Raw genomic sequence first — 17524 nt, forward strand, 5'->3', positions numbered from 1 at the left:
TTTAGTTTGTTTGGTTTAACGTCTTAAGTCGGTACCCGGGTAAGATGAAACGCATCTGAAACCGATATATGATCTCTGGGTATCCTGATATTCGTATGTTGCTACGGCATTCTGTAAAAAGTAACCTGTATCTTTCCACGAACCACCTTTTACTACTTTGCGTTTTTTGTATTTGCTGTCGGTAGCACCTGCATCGTAAGTAAAGTTAGGGTTCAAATCGTGCAATAATGGGCTAGCGCCTTTGTTGTACGCGGTAATGGTCCATTCTGATACGTTTCCGGCCATGTTGTAAAGACCATAATCGTTAGGAAAATAAGATCTTACACCTACAGTATAAATACCACCATCGCTCGAGTAATCGCCACGGCCTGGTTTAAAGTTGGCTTGTAAACATCCTTTTGTATTTCTGATATACGGACCACCCCAAGGGTATTTGGTTTTGGTGTTACCACCTCTTGCCGCATATTCAAATTCAGTTTCAGCTGGTAATCTGTAATCAGAGCGCGATCCTACTGGCAATTTACGGGCTGTAGCTACGCCATCATACAATTTGGTTCTCCAGTGAGAGAAAGCTTTTGCCTGCTCCCAGCTTACACCTACAACCGGATAATCATCATACGAAGGGTGATTGTAATAACCACGAACCATTGGATCATTCTGTGAGTAAGAGTAGTCTGTTTTCCAAACCATGGTATCAGGATAAATGGCAACGGTAAAACGGTCTATATAATCCTGACGTTTGCTGTTTGGATCTTTGTGGCCTAAAGCAGCTTTCTCCATATTTAACTCTGCGTAGGTGTACTCAAACTTACGCACATCAAATTCTTTCCTTCCCGGAAGTGCATCTAAACCTGAATAGTACATACCATCCAACTGGCTCGCTTGTGCTCCTGCGCCACCTCTTCCCCTGTTTTTCCATATATTGGCACCATTCGGTCCAACCTTTCTCCAGTCGATAAATCTATCTCCACCAACGGCTGCAGCTGCATTTCCCCTCGGTGTCATCATAAACTGTTGTGGGTTACCCATCATGGCAATCGCAATCGAATCGCGTACCCAATTGGTAAACTGGCGATATTCTGCATTGGAGATTTCGGTCTGATCCATATAGAATGCACTAATAGTGGTCATTCTACCTGGCAAGTTCTGAGAAAATGTGATATCCTCATCCGCTGCGCCAAGTACGGTATGCCCTGGTGGGATATATACCATTCCTAGCGGGATTCTATCGTTTTTAAATTTCCGGTTATAAGCACCAACCAGTTCGCCCTGGCCACCATGACCACAACTCGCTAACATTAATGATATACCTACAATAGTTAGAAGGTAAATTTTCTTCATATTTTTTATAGTGTGCAAAGCACGATAAGGGAGCAATTTTATCAAAAATCACTGAAATTATCAACAAAAGCAAATATTTTACATTAAATCATTGCGCTAAGGCAATTAAAGTTAGATTAACAGTTTACCCGCACCTAATTCTTATTGCACAAAAAATGCGTAACTCTCTTAATAACAGCAAAGTTACGCATTTATTGTATTGACTTAAAATAAATTATTAAACGTATTATTTATTAGATATTTTGATATAGTTCTCAATAGCCATAGTCATAGATGGCACACCTGGAGTTGGTGCGGCAATATCTACAATGAGATCCATATCCGTACAGGCTTTACTGGTGTTGGTTCCGAAGGCTGCGATACGGGTATTATTCTGTTTAAAATCTGGGAAATTTTTAAACAACGACTGAATACTTGACGGGCTAAAAAAGGCGATTACATCGTAAAATACCTCGGCCAGGTCAGACAAATCACTAACCACAGTTCTAAACAGAACAGCAGGAGTGAAATTATAGCCACTTTTCTCCAAAAACTTCATGGTATCCTCAGTTGCTACATCAGAACAAGGGTACAAAAACTTCTCGTTTGCATGTTTTTTAAGCACTTCGGCTAAATCAGCAGCAGTTTGCTTACCAAAAAAGATCTTACGTTTTCTGTACTGAATATACTTTTGAAGATATAACGCAATGGTTTCAGAAAGACAGAAATATTTTAATTCTGCCGGCACTTCGTAACGCATTTCTTCGCAAATTCTAAAAAAATGATCTGCTGCATTGCGGCTGGTAAAAATAACCGCAGTAAAATCAGCTAGGTTAACTTTATCCTTCCTAAAGTCTCTTGCGGGTACGCCTTCAACATGGATGAATGACCTAAAATCGACTTTTAGGTTGTGCTTTTTAGCCAAATCGTAATAAGGAGATTTTTCAGTTTCAGGTTTTGGTAAAGTAACCAAAATACTTTTTACTTTGCGGATTCTAGAGTCGTTCTTTTCTTGCATTTTCCTTTTTCCTGCTACAGCCCTATCGTTTTAATTAGTATTAGGATAGGACATATTTCGAGGGCGCAAAAGTACAAAATTAAATGCATTCTAGAAAACTTATTATTAGAAAGTATCGTTATACCCGCCCTTAGCAGTTGGAATGCAAAAATAATGCCTAACAGTAAGAATGCCAATCCAATATACACTTCGCCGTATTTAAGTGGCGTAAGGGCAAATGCGATTACCAGCGGGATAAAAAGTAGCGATGCATTGAAATAACTGAGGTATAAAATGGAGATATATTCGCCTACAGGCTTCTGTACATTAAACAGATACCCCAGAAAGCGCAGAATAATTAGTTTCAATGCATAAAAAACAATAATGGTAATGGATATACTGAAGAAAAACTTAAAACCATCTTTAGCCTGATACATGTCGTTCCACTGGGCTACCAGAAAAAAGAACATGCCAAAAACAAAGCCAAACTGTACAAAAAGCAGCAAAAATGGCCACGAACTGAACAGGTTATCTTCTTTATTGATGTTATTTAAAATCCGGTTGCTAAAAAACGATTGAACAATTGCAGATAACTGCTTATAGAATGCATTTTTTAAAACGGCAAAAATGATAAGCATGCCAAAAATAAAGCCCAGCAAGCCCAAATTTCCCTTAGGTATTTTTGTCCCGAGTTGATAAGGGTTTACCTTTTTCTTTAAATGCTGGTATTTTTTTTGCCAGGCCAGTAAATCTAACTTTGTAGAAAGGTATTCTCGCTCAATAGTATCCAACAGCGCATTTTTATTGATCTGACTATCGGCCAGTACCCATGTATGGCGCATAATTGAATCGGTTACAAATTTCTGCCTGGCCAGCGTTGCTGAATCGGGTCGGTATCGTTTATATTGAACCGGAACTACAACTGCGCTATCTGTTTGCAAGGGAATTTGCTGCGCTGCAAGAAAATTTGCAGAACATAAAAACGCGAACAAAATGAAAATGAATCTCGGCATGCTGTAAATCAAAACTTAAGAATGCAAAAGTAGTCGAATAATCATTGTTTACCTAAAGAAAATAAATGGATTTAGAATATGCTGTATCTTTGCAGCAATGTCTGGTATCTATATTCATATTCCCTTTTGTAAAAAGGCCTGTCACTATTGCGACTTTCATTTCAGCACTTCATTAAAGTATGCCGATGAAATGGTGGAAGCAATTTGTAAGGAAATTAAAATAAAAAAGGATCGGATTAGCGGACAGGTAGGCAGCATTTATTTGGGTGGAGGAACGCCTTCTATCCTATCACAACAGGCACTTCAAAAGATTTTTGACACCATTAACCATACTTTTTCGGTTGATGTTAGTGCAGAAATCACTATCGAAACCAATCCCGATGATTTAACCAGCCAGAAGCTAAAAGAACTGAAACAGCTGCCAGTTAACCGCTTTAGTGTAGGCATACAATCGTTTTTCGATGAAGATCTCATCTGGATGAATCGTGCGCACAAAGCCATGGAAGCTGAAGATTGTATCAGGAGAAGCCAGGATGCAGGATTTGAAAACCTAACGCTCGATTTGATTTATGGTTATCCGCTCTTAACCGACCAGAAATGGACCAGCAACATCCAAAAAGCAATTGAATTAGAAGTTCCACATATTTCTGCCTATGCCTTAACCGTTGAGCCAAGAACTGCTTTGGCGCACGCCATTAAAAACAAAAAGCAGGCACCCGTAAGCGATAACCAAAGTGCTGCCCAATTTGTAATTTTAATGGAAAAACTGGTTGAAGCCGGATTTGAACATTACGAGATTTCGAATTTTGCAAAACCCGGCCACTATGCGGTGCACAACACCAATTACTGGAGAGGAGTTGATTATATTGGTATTGGCCCCTCGGCCCATGGTTTTGACGGACAAAACCGCTACATGAACCCTGCAAACAATGCTTTGTTTATTGAAACTCTGGCCGCTAACAAACTTCCCGAAATAATAGAAGAACTTAGCCTGAACGATAGGTTTAATGAATACATGATGACCTCATTAAGGACCATGTGGGGAACAGACCTCGAAAAAATAAGTACCGATTTTGGGAAAGTTTTTTTAGAAGAAACTAAATACAACCTTAAAAATTTCGAGGATAAAGATTGGCTGATTATAGAGGGTGATAAAATCCGATTAACTGAAACAGGGAAGCTCTTTGCCGACCACATTGCTTCGGAATTATTTATAGTAGAAAATTAAGAGAGAATGACCAAATTTTGAATGATTGAATGCTAAACATTACCCTATCAACCAGTAAATCAATCTCTAATTCAATAACTTGATCATTCATTAATTAAAAATATATGTCGAAAATTGTATGGATTACGGGTGCCTCATCCGGTATTGGAGAAGCCCTGGCTTACGAATATTTTAAAGCTGGCAATAAACTGATTATCTCTGGCAGAAACCGTGATGAGTTGTTCCGCGTAAAAGGAAACTGTCAAAATTCTTTTAACGTGCACGTGTTGCCCTTCGATTTGAATGAAACTGAAACACTGGAAAATAAAGCTGGAGATGCTATCCGCATTTTCGGAAAAATAGATCTGCTTATCAACAGCGGAGGCGTTAGTCAGCGGAGTTTAGCTTTAGAAACGAGCCTTCAAACCGAGCAACAGATTATGAGCACCAATTTTTGGGGAACCGTTGTTCTGAGTAAGGCAGTTTTACCTTTAATGATCGCTAATGGCGGCGGACAAATTGTGATTATCAGTAGCCTGGTTGGTAAATTCGGCACAAAACTGCGGTCTGCCTATGCTGCATCAAAACACGCGTTGCATGGCTATTTCGATTCGCTCCGGTCGGAAGTTTATGATCAGAACATCGATATTACGATTATCTGCCCTGGCTTTATCAAAACGCAGGTTACTTACAATGCGCTTACTGCTGATGGACAACCCTTGAATAAAATGGGCGATGCGCATGAAAACGCGATGAGCCCTGTTGATTGTGCTGTACAGATTGTAAAGGCCATTACCAATAAAAAAGAAGAGGTTTACATTGGAGGTAAAGAGACGAAGGCCGTATTATTAAAGCGCTTTTTCCCTAAGTTTTTTTCAAAGAAAATAAAGACAGCTAAAGTAAATTAAGAATAGCATTAACGATAAGGCTTAAGATTGGCTAAGGTCTTCATAAAAGTTTCTCTAGGCTGTGCAACCTTTATGAATTCTATAGGTAACTGGGTTTTTAAACAACGCTTCAACCCTTAAAAGAATAATTTTAAACAACTCAAAATCAATTGATTAAACTTTTATTTTCATTTCTAAAAACCAAGTATCTGCAAGCCAACGTAAATGGAATCAAACAACAGAAACTTAAAAAATAGAAATAATGAAAAACTTAATCTTATCAGTATTTGCCGTTATTACAATGGCTTTTACAACACAGGTTTACGCTCAAAAAAATCCGATGGTTGGTGGAGCAGCAATGTACCCAACTAAAGATATTGTAGATAATGCGGTGAATTCAAAAGACCACACTACCTTGGTTGCAGCGGTTAAAGCAGCTGGCTTGGTAGAGACTTTAAAAAGCGCTGGCCCTTTTACTGTTTTTGCCCCAACAAATGCAGCGTTTGACAAACTTCCTGCCGGAACGGTAGAAACTTTAGTAAAACCAGAAAACAAAGCAACACTTACCAGCATTTTAACTTACCACGTTGTTGCAGGTAAAATGGATAGTAAAGCCATTGCAAAAGCAATTAAAGCAGGTGGAGGCAAAGCAGAGCTTACAACAGTTCAGGGTGGTAAACTTTGGGCATGGATGGAAAACAAGAAATTGGTTTTAAAAGACGAAAAAGGCGGTATGAGCACAGTAACGATTGCCGATGTTTATCAAAAAAATGGTGTTATCCACGTAGTTGACGCTGTTTTAATGCCTAAATAATATTTATAAATCCTTATGATCAGCATAAAACGATCTGGCCACGGTCAGATCGTTTTTGGTATAAAAACCATTACTTTATTTAACGTATATCGTTTAAATCCAAAGGTATCCTTATTAAGATGTTTCACACGCTGTGTGATTTTTAAACTAACGTTCTTGCATAACAGTAAGCGCGTTTTTTTATACCCCACCTGGTTTTGATAATATGTAGGCTATGTTTTGTTAGTACCGCTATTTAACGTGTGAAAATTATGGCTAAAATATGACTGGGCTCTGCCAAAAAACGCTGGCTGGTTACAGCAAAAGCTTGTATAACTTAACCTTACAGCGTAAATTTGCAGGCTTTAAGTAGAGTAAAGAAAGAATAAAGTAAAAGACTAAACCAGGATGATGAGCTTTAAACTCAAAACTCCGGACACCAATTCACATATGCATCCAAACATTATAAAAATACAAGAAAAAATTGAGCCTTTAAGGCAGGAAATAATTAATCATAAAGTGTACACTGCCATAAGCGAGCTCGAAGAGCTGCAGATTTTTATGGAGCACCACATTTTTGCTGTCTGGGATTTTATGTCGCTGCTTAAAGCTTTACAAATTAATTTAACTTGTACAATCTTACCATGGTTTCCGGTTGGCGATCCGGTTACCAGGCAGTTGATTAATGAAATTGTAGCTGGCGAAGAATCGGATGTAGATGCTGATGGCCATATCAAAAGTCATTTCGAGCTTTATTTAGATGCCATGGAACAATGTGGCGCCAATACTAAACCTATAAACACTTTTATAAGCGCATTACAAAACGGTAAAAGTTTTGATGAAGCTTTCGAAATTGCCGAAGTACCTGTTGCAGCAAGAGATTTTGTTAATGCAACATTCGAAACCATTAACAGCGGCCAAACACATTTACAGGCTGCAAGTTTTACCTTTGGCCGCGAGGACCTGATTCCAAACATGTTTTTTAGCATGGTTAACGATTTGAACAGCACCCAGCCCGATCAGGTATCTATTTTTAAATACTATTTAGAACGTCATATCGAAGTAGATGGCGACCACCACAGCCATTTGGCCCTATCCATGACCGAGAAGTTATGCGAAAAAGACGAAGCTTTTTGGGAACAGGCAGAAGATACAACCAAACAAGCCCTACAGAAAAGAATCGATCTCTGGAATGCGGCCTATACCGAAATAGTTAAACAGAAAGTGGAAGCTTAGTTATTAAATTGTTAACTATTTACTAATTTAGATTACGTGATTTTAGTCACATTTACTTGCGGACATCAATTTTCTAAAATAAAATTTACACATTTGTTGTTCGGCACAAATAACCGATTTTAAGCGCATGAGTTTCATTTTAAAACCTGTTGACATCGTTGAGAGCATTACTCCCGAAGATTTTAAGAAAAATTACCTGAAAACTAAACGTCCGTTAGTGATCAGGGGCCTTACTAAAGATTGGCCTGCTAGAGAAAAATGGACAACTGAATATTTAAAAGAAATTGGCGGCGAACTGGAAGTTCCGCTTTACGATAACTCTAAAGCTGACCCATCGAAACCAATTAATGCAGCTACTGCACATATGAAATTTGGCGATTACCTTGATCTGATTAAGCGTGAGCCAACGGAGTTGAGAATTTTCTTTTTCAACCTGTTTAAAAAAGTGCCTAGCCTGATTAATGATATTAAAATCCCTAAAGATTTAATGGGCGGTTTTATTGAAAGCATGCCTGCTATGTTTTTTGGCGGTTCAAATTCGGTAACATTCCTGCACTACGATATTGATTTGCCACATATTTTTCATACGCATTTTGGAGGCAGAAAGCACATTATCCTATTCGATTACAAGTGGAAAGATAGGTTATATTGCCTGCCAAACGCCACTTATGCTCTCGAAGATTATGATGTTGCTAACCCTGATTTCAAAAAATTCCCTGCTTTAAATGGCGTTGAAGGATACGAGGTTTTCTTAGAACATGGCGATACTTTGTTTATGCCAACGGGCATGTGGCACTGGATGAAATATGTTGACGGATCGTTCTCTTTAAGCTTACGCGCATGGGATCAATCGATTAGCCGTAAAGTAGCCAGCGTTTGGAGCTTGTTTACCCACGGAGCAATAGACAGCTTAATTAAAATGACTTTCAAAGAAAAATATGCACATTGGAGAGAGAAAAAGGCAGTTAAAATTGCTGAAAGAGCTTTAGCCAAAGGCAGACCATAAAGTACTAAAAATTAAAATCTAGCGGGGCATCGTTTACGATAGCCCCGTTTTTGTTATTATAGCATTCAAAACTTTCATTATCATTCAGAATCAGATGGAAACCAATATACTTACCGAAAAACAAAAAATGCTGGCTGGAAAAGCCTATCAGGCAGGCGACGCAGAACTGGCAAAAGAAAGATTAAAAGCCAGGGAAATTGTTTTCGAATTTAACAACCTTGCCCCAAAATTCATCAAACAGCGTAAAGAACTGCTAAAAAGATTATTCGGTAAAACAGAAAAGATGTTTTACCTAGAACCTCCTTTCCGTTGCGATTATGGTTATAATATTGAAATTGGTGATAACTTTTACGCCAACTTTAACCTAGTGATTTTAGATTGCGCCAAAGTAAGTATTGGCAACAACGTGTTTATAGCGCCAAACGTAGCCATTTATACCGCCGGGCACCCCATACATGCGCATTTGCGCGATCAGGAATATGAATGGGCGCAGGAAATCACCATTGGCAATAGTGTTTGGATTGGCGGCAATGTGGTAATTAACCCGGGTGTAAAAATTGGTTCGAATGTGGTAATTGGCTCAGGCAGTATTGTTACGAGAGATATCCCCGATAATGTTTTTGCAGCAGGCAATCCCTGCAGGGTTATCCGCCAGTTAACAGATGCCGACAAGGATTTCTATTACAAAGATTTTAAACTAGGCGAATAAATAGAAATGAGTGAAGGGCGATTCTATCGCCCTAAATCAAATCACATCCCCCTCTTCCATCATACATCGTCCATCTTCCATCCATTAGCTGCTATGATCTGCAACAACCTTCCATTCTCCTTTTATCTTTTTAATGAGTAATGTAAAGTAACCTTTCAGTTCATCTTTTTCGCGTTTCACATTCCAGCTACCTAATACAAAAGCCAAATCAGGTTTTAAAAAATCTACTTTTTTAATGCCGAATACCAAATACCCCATGGCTGATTTATCGGGATAACCCTTTTTGTAATTATCGAGCGTTTTTTGCCAGCCATAGGTTGGCCCGCTTTTACCTACAAAGAGCAAGCTGTCAGACTTTTCGTAGCCTTCCATAAAAGCTTCTACATCGCCTTTATTCCAATCGGTACGCTGTTTCTCCAGTAAATTAAGTATGGCCTGCTTATCTTTTGCATTTTGGGCAAAGCTTCCTAACGAAATTAACAGCAGTACAGCAAAAAGTATTTTTTTCATGTTTTAGGATAATTGGGTAAAACTTAAAGATAGGAAACAAATTATTTTGTTCCATCGCTAAAAATTGTTTCTTTACATTTTTATAAAATCACCTATGCAAAATAAAGTAATTACAATTGGCGAAATACTTTGGGATGTTTTTCCAGAGGGAAAGAAAGCCGGCGGTTCGAGTATGAATGTTGCGCTTAACCTGCATAAACAAAATATAACAAGCAGTTTTATCAGCGCAGTTGGTAACGACGATAATGGCCGCGAATTACTGGATTTTTTAAGCAGCAATCATTTTGCAACAAAACTGATTCAGGTAAATACCGAATTATCAACCAGTACCGTAGTGGTGCAGCTCGATGCCAACCACCAGGCCACCTACACCATCAAGCAACCTGTTGCCTGGGATGACATCCAACTAACCGACGACAATATTTCAGCAGTAAAACTGGCTGATGCGTTGGTATATTGCAGCCTAACCTGCCGTGATGAACGTTCTAAAAAAACCATCATGGGCTTATTAGAAAATGCTAAAACTAAGATTTTCGATATCAACCTGAGAAATCCCTTTTACGAAAAAACTTTAATCGGCGACCTGTTAAACCATGCTGATATCTTAAAAATAAACGAAGACGAAATTGTTTGGGTAAAAGATACTTTCAGCTTAACTGGTAATACCGACGAACAGTTACTGAAACAATTGGCCAATCAATTTAATATTGATATTATCTGCCTAACCTTAGGCGATAAAGGCGCTTGTGTTTTAAAGGATGGGAAGTTGTTTAAGCACGTAGGCTATAAGGTACAGGTGGCCGATACCGTTGGTGCCGGCGATGCTTTTCTGGCTACATTTATTGCCTGTTACCTCCAAGGCTACCCCATGGAAACTACGCTGGATAACGCCTGTAAAGTTGGGGCCTTTGTTGCTTCGCAGGTTGGAGCCAACCCCGACTATAATAAAAAGATTTACCACATGGCGCTTTAAGTTCTTTTTTATGACCTTATAGGTTTTAAAAGCTATAAGATCTGTGCCCCTCAAATATGACACCCCGCTTAAATTAATACAAAGCGAAACTTTTATCTTCGATAATCCGTTTATAAAAGCACATGAGAGGTTTTCGTTTTTCTGATTATAAGCCCGGCGATACGCCAAAAGGCGGTTTTGATGAGTTGCTAAAATTATTTAGCGAACTGCTGAATTATACCGCAGGTGATGCAGCCGAGGCCTTGAGCTGGTTAAATGAACTTGATAAGCAATATAAGCTCACCAATAACGATTATGGTGTTGGTAATTTTATAGATGATTTGAAAGATAAAGGCTATCTGACCGAAGATAACCAATCGGGAGAATTTAAAATTACTGCCAAAACAGAACAAACCATTCGCAAATCGGCCCTTGATGAAATTTTCGGGAAACTGAAAAAAAGTGGTCGGGGTAACCACAACAGCAACCAATCGGGCATTGGCGAAGAAAAAAATGCCGACAGACGAGAATATAATTTTGGTGATAGTTTAGATCAGATCGATATGACTGCTTCTATTCAAAACGCACAAATTAACCATGGCATTAACGATTTTACACTCACTGACCGCGATCTGGAAGTAGAAGAAAAAGATTTCAAAACCTTAACTTCTACCGTATTGATGATTGATATTTCGCACTCGATGATTTTGTACGGTGAAGACCGGATTACCCCGGCAAAAAAAGTAGCCATGGCCCTGGCCGAACTAATTAAAACGAAATACCCTAAAGATACTTTGGACATTGTTGTTTTTGGTAATGATGCCTGGCCAATTACCGTGAAAGATTTACCTTATTTACAGGTTGGCCCCTACCACACCAATACCTATGCCGGTTTAGAACTCGCAGCAGATTTACTCCGTAGAAGGAAAACGCACAACAAACAGATTTTCATGATTACCGATGGTAAACCTACCTGTTTGAAAGAAAATGGCAAGTACTATAAAAACAGCATGGGTCTGGATAGAAAGGTGATTAACAAAACATTAAATATGGCCGCGCAGTGCAAGCGCTTAAGAATCCCTATTACCACTTTTATGATTGCCAAAGACCCTTACCTACAGCAGTTTGTACGTCAGTTTACCGAAATAAATGGCGGCCGGGCTTTTTACAGCTCATTAAATGGCTTAGGTGAATACATTTTTGAAGATTACATTAAAAATAGAAGAAAAACAGTGAAATAGTTTGGAGTCCGAAGTCTTTAGTCTGGAGTCGGAAGATTATTTACTAAAATTAGAAGTTTAAACAATAAGGTTGATGGTAAAAGGCGAAAGATAAAACCCATAGCAATCCTACTTAAATCAACCATAAAAACATAAAAAAGGAATAGATTTATGGAATTGGTTTGTGCATTTTGCAAACCTTACACCTTAACCCCTATGTCTTAAACCCATTTAAACCAAGAAATGCAAAACACTACATTAGGTCAGTTAAAGGCTACCAGTTATAAATCAAGAAGCGTTAAGGAAGAATTAAGGGAAAACCTGATTAAGTTTCTTCGTGATAAGAAAACCGAATTTGAAGGCATTATTGGGTATGATGAAACGGTAATTCCTGAGTTACAAACCGCCATTCTATCGCGCCACAACATTTTGCTTTTGGGCTTACGCGGACAAGCCAAAACACGCATTGCCCGTTTAATGGTTAACTTATTGGATGAGTATGTGCCCTACGTAGCCGGAAGCGAAATTTTCGACGATCCGCTGAACCCGATTTCATGGTATGCAAAAAACGAAATTGCCATCAACGGTGATGCAACTGAAATTGCCTGGTTACACCGCAGCGAGCGTTATACCGAAAAATTGGCTACCCCTGATGTTACCGTAGCCGATTTAATTGGCGATATTGACCCTATAAAGGCAGCCACACTGAAACTAACGTACAATGATGAAAGGGTTATCCACTTTGGTTTAATTCCACGCGCACACCGCAGCATTTTCGTCATTAACGAACTTCCTGATTTACAGGCACGTATCCAGGTGGCATTATTTAACATGCTGCAGGAAAAAGATATTCAGATTCGCGGTTTTAAATTGCGTTTGCCGCTGGATATCCAGTTTGTATTTACTGCAAACCCCGAAGATTACACCAACCGCGGAAGCATTGTTACCCCTTTGAAAGACAGGATAGAAAGTCAGATTTTAACCCACTACCCAAAAAGCATTGAAATTTCGCGCAAAATTACTTTCCAGGAAGCCAAATTAACTGCCGAACAAAAAGCCAGTATAGAGGCCGATGGTTTGCTAAAAGATTTGATTGAGCAAATTGCTTTCGAAGCACGTAAAAGTGAGTATATCGACCAGAAATCGGGGGTATCGGCCAGATTAACCATTTCGGCTTATGAAAATTTAATCAGCACAGCCGAAAGAAGGATGTTGATCTCAGGCGAAAAAAATACTTTTGTACGTTTATCAGATTTAGCGGGCATTATCCCGGCCATAACCGGTAAAATAGAGCTGGTTTACGAAGGCGAGCTTGAAGGACCGGCACATGTGGCCACTACCTTAATCGGCAAAGCAGTTAAAACTTTATTTGCACGTTATTTCCCCGATCCTGAAAAAGCTAAAAAAAGCAAAACAGCCAATCCTTACACCGAAATAACCGAATGGTTTACCGAAGGCAATAATGTTGATTTAACTGACCTTTTAACCAGCGTACAATATAAAAAAGCATTGATGCTGGTACCAGGCCTATATGACACAGTTAAAAAGTTTCACCCCAAGTTAAGCGAAAACCAAACTTTATTGTTGATGGAGTTTGTATTGCATGGCTTGGCCGAATACTCGCAGCTGAGTAAAAATTACTTAACCGGCGGCTTTGGCTTTAGCGATATGTTTGGCAGTTTATTTAACGCCGAATTTGACGAGGAAGAAGATGAAGACGATTTCAGATAATAAAACATTATAATTTCTTTAATTTAGGCAGGCGAAATTCCTGCCTTTTTGTTTAATAAATTACTCAACTCACCAGAAATGGGAAGATTACCTTTTATCATTGCCGCCTGCATTTTTATTATCGCTTTTGATATCTATTGTTTCAAAGCCATTATCTCGGTTTTTAAGAAATGGAAAACTAATACTAAAAAAGTATTTGCCATTGCATACTGGGGTTATAGTGCCTTATTGATTTTTGGCGTTTTCTGTGGCATTTACCTCAATTTGTTTCTTACGCTACGTGCCATCATTCTGGTTTCTTTCTTTTTAACTGTGGCTTGCAAACTAGCCATGCTGCCATTCCTCGTGCTGGATGATTTGCGCAGATTATGGATTAAACTAAGTAGAAAAAAAGTGAGCAGCGCCATGCCTGCCTCAGCTACAAGCCCCCATGAAGACGATAAAATTTCGCGTTCAGCATTTTTGGTTAAGGCTGGACTGGTTACTGCTGCCGTTCCCTTAACGTCGTTAAGCTGGGGTATTATTTCTGGCGCATACGATTATCAGGTAAGAAGGGTAAACTTAATATTACCCAACCTACCCAAAGCTTTCGATGGCATTACTATGGGCCAGATTTCAGATATCCATTCGGGAAGTTTCTATAATAAAACTGCTGTAAAAGGCGGTGTAGAAATGCTGTTGGGCGAAAAACCTGATTTCATCTTTTTCACAGGCGATTTGGTAAACAACCTAACCAACGAAGTACGCGATTATCAGGATATTTTCTCGAAAGTAAAAGCACCGCTGGGTGTTTATTCATCGCTCGGAAACCACGATTATGGCGACTATTTTTTTGGCAAGGAATCATCGCCAGCCAAGGTAAAAAACCTGAAAGACATGGTTGATGTGCACAAGATTATGGGTTACGACCTGTTGATGAACGATAACCGCAGGTTAAAGGTTGATGGCGAAGAAATCGGGATATTAGGTGTTGAAAACTGGGGAATGGGCCGTTTTCCGAAATATGGTAAGATGGAACTCGCCGTTAAAAACACCGATGATTTACCTGTGAAATTATTACTGAGTCACGATCCATCACACTGGCGGGGCGAGGTACTGCAAAAATACCCGCAAATTGATGCGATGTTTAGCGGTCATACCCACGGCATGCAGTTTGGCTTAAGGTTTAAAGAAATTCAATGGAGCCCTATACAATACATTTATAAAGAATGGGCCGGCTTATACAAGGAACAACACCAACAGCTGTATGTTAACGTAGGCTATGGATTTTTAGGATATCCCGGCAGAGTTGGAATATTGCCTGAGATTACCATATTTACTTTAAAAAGAGCCTAAACTAATTATAGAATTTTGAATGATTGAATGGGCGTTATGCCTAAAACATTCAATCATTCGAAATTCATTCATTCAATAATTACTCCTACCCCGCATTAAACCTGTAACCTACTCCCCTTACGGTTTGCAATAACTGTGGATTATCGGGATTCAATTCTATTTTCTTACGCAAGCGCACAATGTGCATATCAAGTGTTCTGGTATTAACATCAGAGTTATAACCCCAAACTACCAGCATCAGCTCGTCGCGGTTAATTACCTTACCCGGATTGCGTAAGAAGTACAATAAAATACGGTTCTCTAATATGGTTAATTCTATTTTCTTACCATCTCTAAACAAGGTGTGAATATTCGGATGGTGTTCCATATTACCGAAACGGTGAATTTCTGCTGTATCTTTATTCACAATAAATTTCACCTTGCTCTCTAGCATGGCTACCAAAACATCCATATTAAAAGGTTTGGTAATGTAATCAGATGCACCAAAATTATAGGCGTCAATCTTATCTACATCCTGCGCTTTGGCAGTCATCATAATGATCAGGTTTTCGAAACCTTGTTTACGCACGTGCTCGCAAACTTCGGCTCCTTGTTTACCCGGCATCATCCAGTCCAATAAAACAATATCAGGCTGATCAGCCAAAATCATCCTTTCACCTGCATCGCCATCATTTGCCTCTAGCACCGTATATCCCTCGGCCTTTAAGCGATGGGCTACAAGAAAGCGAAGATTTTCATCATCTTCTACGATTAATATTTTTACTTCTTTAGACATTTATATATGTGTTTACATTGTATGTTGAAAGGCTACCACGTTGAAATGTTTCAGCGTTACCACCTTTAACTTTTTACTTATTGTTTTATCTGTTGTTTTAATGTTGGAAGGTTAACTCAACATTCCAACTTTTCAACTTCCAACATTCCAACCTTCTCTAACTATTAAAAGGCAGCACAATTTTAAATTCTGTACCACTGCCCACTTTGCTTTTTACAGAAATATCTCCTTCCATAAAGTTAACCAGTTCTTTGCAAAATGCCAAACCCAGGCCTACACTACCCATTTGGTTATATTCGTTCTGGATTCGGAAAAATTTCTTAAATATATTGTTTAATTCTGATGCCGCTATCCCAATTCCTTTATCGGTAAACCTGAAAACCAGCACACCTTTAATCAATTTAGCACTAATATGAAGTTTCTTCTGATCAGGCTTAGAGTATTTGTAAGCATTCTCGGCCAGGTTATCGAACAAACTCCCTAACAACACCGGATCGGTAATAAAGGTTTTAAAGCCCATTACTTCATAGGTGATCTTAAAATCAGGATGTTTAAGCGTGTGCGATTCTATTGTGCTTTCAATAAAATCGACAATATTAACTTCCTCCTGGTTTAATTTTATTGCCTTATTCTCAATCTGGGTAAAAGCCAGCAGTTTATTCATTAAACCGTTCAGCTTATCCGCCTCTTCATCCAGAATTTTGCCGTAAAGCTGTTGCTCACGCTGACTTAAAGCTGTAGCGCTTTTAATGTTGTTACCTGCAATCTTGATCACACTTACCGGCGTTTTAAACTCGTGCGTAAGGTTATTCACAAAATCGTACTGCAATTTAAACATTTTGCTATTGATGTTGAGGTTACGGTAAATTAAGAAGGCAACCAGCAGCAGTACACCATACACCAATAAAAGCACCAGGGCAATTGGCATAAAATAAATAAAAATCTCCTTTTTGATGTAAGATTTTGAAGAAACAAAGTACAGTTTAAAATCAGAAAATGCCCCTGGTAAGGCAATTTCGGTATGCATATTTTCATCCGAATTATCAATCGGATCGTATGTTAAGGGCTCAATACTAATATGTTGATACAATAAAGGCCGCGTATTTACAATTTTAACCTGATGCGGGTCGAGCTTAAAAACGAGTACATCTTGCGGGTAAACCGGCGAGGGATTTAGCTTCCGCTTCATCATCTCTTTATATGTTTTCAGGTCTTCGCGGCGCGGAATATTTAAATAGGTAATCTTATTCTCACTCGAATTAACCACCGAAAAATTGGTAAAAAGCTCTTCTTGTGTGGGTACAGCAGCGGTATCTAACCGATCGACAAATGTAGCCAGCTTATAGGCCATTGCATTAAAATCATCGCCAACATTGAAAGAGGTGGGATCTTCTTCTGAGTAAACTTTTACCGAATCGGGGCTGATTCCTTTTCCGAACTGATAAATTGATTTTGGACCTATACCCAGATAGTTGGCATTAATACCATCTCTTACTGGTGCCACTTTTACCTCTGTATCGTAAAAAGTAACCCTCGAAATAAAAGGATACTTTAACATTACCGTATCTACAAATTTCGAAGCCGTAGAGGAATCTAAATAGCCACTATAATATGAGATTTCTGGCATTTTGTTCTGAAAGAAATCGTTATAGGGCTTAATGCTCTGTTCCAGTACATTTACCTTCTCCGAAACAAAATCATTTTCTATCGATTTCTTGCTGTAGTTAAAGGCCAGAAAGAGCGATAAAATAAAGAGGATTGAAATGAGTACAATAAAGGTTACACCAAGAGAAAAGTTTTTACGGTAACCGCTTTTTTTATCTAAAGCCATAA

At 38.8% G+C, this 17524-nt stretch carries 16 protein-coding genes; 10 read left to right on the plus strand and 6 right to left on the minus strand.

Annotated features, from left to right (window positions below):
* Positions 1–15: 15 nt before the first annotated feature.
* From G7074_RS06870 to G7074_RS06880, 3 genes are all read right to left on the minus strand, one after another.
* A complete protein-coding gene (locus tag G7074_RS06870; protein ID WP_124560581.1) occupies positions 16–1341 on the minus strand; it encodes an SUMF1/EgtB/PvdO family nonheme iron enzyme in 1326 nt (441 codons plus the stop codon).
* Positions 1342–1567: 226 nt separating this feature from the next.
* Entirely contained in the window at positions 1568–2338 is a 771-nt protein-coding gene (locus G7074_RS06875) for a uroporphyrinogen-III synthase (RefSeq protein ID WP_039471348.1), read from the minus strand.
* A gap of 14 nt (positions 2339–2352) precedes the next feature.
* Positions 2353–3330 (minus strand): DUF4271 domain-containing protein, encoded by a 978-nt coding sequence (locus G7074_RS06880; RefSeq protein WP_124560582.1) that lies wholly within the window; start codon positions 3328–3330, stop codon positions 2353–2355.
* A gap of 97 nt (positions 3331–3427) precedes the next feature.
* Between G7074_RS06880 and hemW the strand changes: the two genes are divergently transcribed.
* The 6 genes from hemW to G7074_RS06910 all read left to right on the plus strand — a co-directional run bounded on the left by hemW (position 3428) and on the right by G7074_RS06910 (position 9168).
* On the plus strand, positions 3428–4558 hold the full coding sequence (gene hemW / locus G7074_RS06885; protein ID WP_124560583.1) for a radical SAM family heme chaperone HemW: 1131 nt from the start codon (positions 3428–3430) through the stop codon (positions 4556–4558).
* Positions 4559–4662: 104 nt separating this feature from the next.
* Positions 4663–5445 carry an SDR family oxidoreductase gene (locus G7074_RS06890; protein ID WP_124560584.1) on the plus strand — a complete coding sequence of 261 codons (783 nt, stop codon included), beginning with the start codon at positions 4663–4665 and terminating at the stop codon, positions 5443–5445.
* Positions 5446–5686: 241 nt separating this feature from the next.
* On the plus strand, positions 5687–6238 hold the full coding sequence (locus tag G7074_RS06895; protein ID WP_166207575.1) for a fasciclin domain-containing protein: 552 nt from the start codon (positions 5687–5689) through the stop codon (positions 6236–6238).
* Between the two features lie 387 nt (positions 6239–6625).
* Positions 6626–7453, plus strand: coding sequence for a DUF3050 domain-containing protein (locus G7074_RS06900; RefSeq protein WP_317125531.1), 828 nt, complete (start codon positions 6626–6628; stop codon positions 7451–7453).
* A 127-nt stretch (positions 7454–7580) separates the two neighbouring features.
* Positions 7581–8459 (plus strand): cupin-like domain-containing protein, encoded by an 879-nt coding sequence (locus G7074_RS06905; RefSeq protein WP_124560586.1) that lies wholly within the window; start codon positions 7581–7583, stop codon positions 8457–8459.
* Between the two features lie 94 nt (positions 8460–8553).
* Positions 8554–9168 (plus strand): sugar O-acetyltransferase, encoded by a 615-nt coding sequence (locus G7074_RS06910; RefSeq protein WP_233603904.1) that lies wholly within the window; start codon positions 8554–8556, stop codon positions 9166–9168.
* An 84-nt stretch (positions 9169–9252) separates the two neighbouring features.
* On the opposite strand, the gene G7074_RS06915 is transcribed toward G7074_RS06910, so the two are convergent.
* On the minus strand, positions 9253–9678 hold the full coding sequence (locus tag G7074_RS06915; RefSeq protein ID WP_124560587.1) for a DUF4440 domain-containing protein: 426 nt from the start codon (positions 9676–9678) through the stop codon (positions 9253–9255).
* 94 nt (positions 9679–9772) lie between these two features.
* Here G7074_RS06915 and G7074_RS06920 point away from each other — a divergent pair, with 94 nt between their 5' ends.
* From G7074_RS06920 to G7074_RS06935, 4 genes are all read left to right on the plus strand, one after another.
* A complete protein-coding gene (locus G7074_RS06920) occupies positions 9773–10651 on the plus strand; it encodes a carbohydrate kinase (RefSeq protein ID WP_124560588.1) in 879 nt (292 codons plus the stop codon).
* 122 nt (positions 10652–10773) lie between these two features.
* Complete coding sequence (locus G7074_RS06925) at positions 10774–11871, plus strand: VWA domain-containing protein (RefSeq protein WP_124560589.1); 1098 nt, start codon at positions 10774–10776, stop codon at positions 11869–11871.
* Between the two features lie 222 nt (positions 11872–12093).
* Positions 12094–13581 carry a sigma 54-interacting transcriptional regulator gene (locus G7074_RS06930; RefSeq protein ID WP_124560590.1) on the plus strand — a complete coding sequence of 496 codons (1488 nt, stop codon included), beginning with the start codon at positions 12094–12096 and terminating at the stop codon, positions 13579–13581.
* 78 nt (positions 13582–13659) lie between these two features.
* Positions 13660–14916, plus strand: a complete 1257-nt coding sequence (locus tag G7074_RS06935) for a metallophosphoesterase (RefSeq protein WP_124560591.1) — start codon at positions 13660–13662, stop codon at positions 14914–14916.
* A gap of 85 nt (positions 14917–15001) precedes the next feature.
* Here G7074_RS06935 and G7074_RS06940 read toward each other — a convergent pair whose 3' ends face one another.
* Positions 15002–15691, minus strand: coding sequence for a response regulator transcription factor (locus G7074_RS06940; RefSeq protein WP_124560592.1), 690 nt, complete (start codon positions 15689–15691; stop codon positions 15002–15004).
* Between the two features lie 157 nt (positions 15692–15848).
* Complete coding sequence (locus G7074_RS06945) at positions 15849–17522, minus strand: sensor histidine kinase KdpD (RefSeq protein ID WP_124560593.1); 1674 nt, start codon at positions 17520–17522, stop codon at positions 15849–15851.
* Positions 17523–17524: the final 2 nt, after the last annotated feature.

The sequence above is a fragment of the Pedobacter sp. HDW13 genome (assembly GCF_011303555.1).
Classification (GTDB): Bacteria; Bacteroidota; Bacteroidia; order Sphingobacteriales; family Sphingobacteriaceae; genus Pedobacter.